At 42.1% G+C, this 2,827-nt stretch carries 4 protein-coding genes and 1 pseudogene; 2 read left to right on the top strand and 3 right to left on the bottom strand.

What is annotated here, in order from left to right; translation table 11 throughout:
- The 3 genes and pseudogenes from WBA23_RS03820 to WBA23_RS03810 all read right to left on the bottom strand — a co-directional run.
- A pseudogene (locus WBA23_RS03820) lies at positions 1–247 on the bottom strand (insulinase family protein); the annotation flags it as partial.
- Between the two features lie 63 nt (positions 248–310).
- On the bottom strand, positions 311–565 hold the full coding sequence (locus WBA23_RS03815; RefSeq protein ID WP_424580921.1) for a transporter: 255 nt from the start codon (positions 563–565) through the stop codon (positions 311–313).
- Positions 558–1,736, bottom strand: a complete 1,179-nt coding sequence (locus WBA23_RS03810) for a glycosyltransferase (protein WP_424580920.1) — start codon at positions 1,734–1,736, stop codon at positions 558–560. The genes WBA23_RS03815 and WBA23_RS03810 overlap by 8 nt, the downstream gene beginning before the upstream one ends.
- Positions 1,737–1,944: 208 nt before the next feature.
- Between WBA23_RS03810 and ruvC the strand changes: the two genes are divergently transcribed.
- Positions 1,945–2,553 (top strand): crossover junction endodeoxyribonuclease RuvC, encoded by a 609-nt coding sequence (ruvC, locus tag WBA23_RS03805; protein WP_424580919.1) that lies wholly within the window; start codon positions 1,945–1,947, stop codon positions 2,551–2,553.
- Between the two features lie 54 nt (positions 2,554–2,607).
- On the top strand, positions 2,608–2,827 hold a 220-nt coding region (locus tag WBA23_RS03800), incomplete at its 3' end, for an ion channel (protein ID WP_424580918.1).

Genomic DNA, 2,827 nt, shown 5'->3' with positions numbered 1-2,827 from the left:
TAGAGTATGCTGTTCGGCGCTGGGTTCCTTCGGCGAGCATTTTAATCGCAAAAAAACTACTACCTAGGTCCGATTCATGTTTGGTACCAGCCTGCGGAAGTAGTAGCTCAATTCCAACTACTGGTTCTTTTCCGGCATTAATGTAGTACACCGGTACGCCATTCGATAAATAGTGTGTTTCGGCTTGGCTAAGCTGAACGTGACGAATAGGTTGCGAGGGGGGCGGTACAGAACGATCAAGGGTCATATTTATAACTAACAATGGGTTAACTAACTTCGGAATCTCTGTCCGAAGCGGATAAATATAGGCTCATCTTCCATTATGCGCCAATAATCCGATTTTTGTAGCAAGATAGGAATACTCTTTATACTGGTGATCAATTTCTACTTCGTGAGGGAGTAGCTCTTCGGAATGATCGCGGTAGCACTTAACCCATTTCTTCTTTAACAGTTCTTTCAAGATTGAGTATAATTCTGCCTCTTCCATATCAACCGCCTCAAGCAACTCTTCAAAGGGAATAACAAAATACAATTCGTCAAGCACATCAAATTCCTGATCAGTCATGCTGATGATGTTTACGATCTTTCCAGGTATAGCTCCCACCACTGGCTACTAATCCAATGATCACAAAATACGCCGAATAAAGCAATTGCAGCGGCAAAAGGTTTATCAAACCTCTTTCTTTCTTTAAAAATCGTAGTACTGATTTTAAAAAAGCCCACTCTACCCCTATTTTTAAAATTAACAAACCCACCAACCAGTAATCTAGTTTAACCCAGGCCGCAAAATAAATTAGGCTCGAGAGAAAACATAGGTGAAATACAAAAACTAATAGAGACAATAACACTACTTGAGATTCTCTATGCATTTTCCATTTTCCGGCCCAGCGCTTTCGCTGTTGTACAAATGAGGCTATGGTTCTTTTAGCGTAAGTCTTCACAACCGCCTCGGGGTTCTTTAGAAATAAAACTTCTTTCGGAAACTGATGAAAAACAGCATGAAGAAGAAACTCATCATCGCCAGAGGGAACGTGCCAGTGCTCTTGGTATCCTCCTACTTTTTGAAAAGCCTCACGAGAGAAAGCCAGATTTGCCCCGTTGCACGTTATTGGTTGCTGGGCTTGAATACTAGAGGCACTCATTCCAATTAGACTAGCAAACTCGATAGTTTGTAACCGTTCAAACCACGATTTTTCCCGATGATAAGTCACTCCCCCTGCTGCCAAAGCTGGGCGATTTTGCTGAAGAAACTGTAACCAGGTTAGTAGCCAGTAAGGCCCTACGCGACAATCACCATCGGTAGTAATGATATATTCACTCTGCGAAGATTGAATGCCCTGCCAAATAGCTTGTTTTTTAGGCGAACGATTACTCACTCTTACATCTGATGAGATTAAGGCAATTGCTAACTCAGTTTGGTGCATAAAATTTTGTACTAAAGCAGCAGTTTCGTCCTCGGAGGCATCATCTACCACAATTACCTCCCAGTAATTTTTAGGAAATACTTTCTGAGCACCGAGCCATTGTTGTTCTAGATCTTGAAGCAACGACACAATATGTCGGGCTTCATTGCGTACTGGAATTATTACTGATACGCGTGGAGTCTGCTTAGAAAGCTCATTTGGCCGGAGTTGAAATACAGGAATTTGTAGCCAGTAATAGTGAAATCGGACTATTAACAGGCAGTAAACCAACACAAAAACAGCAAAAATAACCTCCATAAATAATGGGTGCAAAGGTAATAGGGTTGACCGAAAAGAGTGAGGGAATGATTGAATTGTTTAAATGCTCAGTAGTCTGATCGTTCTTCGGCCAAATAGTTGATTGTTAAATTGTTATTAGTCATTAATCACTACTTATTAACCTAGCCAGAAGCAGGTTTCGTTTTTCGCATTTCATGTTTCGCATTTCATATTTAAAAAAATCTCTATATTTAGCCGCAGGATGACCAACACCAAACCAGCGATCGCTCAACGATCTGATAGCGAGAGAATCATACTGGGCATTGACCCCGGCACCAACGAAATGGGCTACGGAATTATCTGCATTCGTAGCTGTCCGCCTCGTGCTACTGTCATTACATTAATGCAATATGGCATTATTCATTTGCGCAAGTACCCTCATTACCAGACTAAACTACAAAAGATATTTGATCGCATAGCCAGCCTAATCGACGATTACCACCCTGACGAAATGGCACTAGAAGCCCCATTTTATAGTAAAAACGTGCAGTCTATGCTTAAACTAGGCCGCGCTCAGGGTGTGGCAATGGCAGCCGCACTTAGTCGGCAAATCCCTGTAACTGAGTACGCCCCCCGCAAGGTAAAACAGTCGGTAACGGGTAACGGTAATGCATCTAAAGAGCAGGTTTGCAAGATGCTAGGAAGCCTATTAGATTCAGGAAACCCCTTATTGCAAGAAAATCAATTGAACGATGCTACCGATGCATTGGCCGTAGCGCTTTGTCACCACTATCAGAAATCATCTCCCATTCGGCACAATAAAAGTTGGAAAGCCTTTGTGACTGATCATCCCGAGCGAATAAAACCGTAGTAAGGCTTGCATTGATATTTTCGTTGATTCTAAAAAAAGTTTTATAGACAACCTATGACTACCCAGCAACGAAAGAACTGGTACATACTAGGATTAGCTTTAGTAGCGTATTTTGCTGTTACTTATTTGTTATATTGGGTTGAGCGCGATCAAGAAGGCACGGGCTTTACCCACTTGGCCGATGCATTCTGGTTTACTATCGTAACCTTATCTACAGTTGGTTATGGCGATTACACCCCCGTTTCCCCAGTAGGAAGGGCCATTGGGGTAATAT

The sequence above is a fragment of the Tunicatimonas sp. genome (assembly GCF_049647865.1).
Classification (GTDB): domain Bacteria; phylum Bacteroidota; class Bacteroidia; order Cytophagales; family Cyclobacteriaceae; genus Tunicatimonas.
This window is presented reverse-complemented; position numbering and strand designations above follow the sequence as displayed.

Coding starts and splice junctions, on each gene's coding strand:
- WBA23_RS03815 (WP_424580921.1), bottom strand. CDS start 565: ATGACTGATCAGGAATTTGATGTGCTTGACGAATTGTATTTTGTTATT.
- ruvC (WP_424580919.1), top strand. CDS start 1,945: ATGACCAACACCAAACCAGCGATCGCTCAACGATCTGATAGCGAGAGA.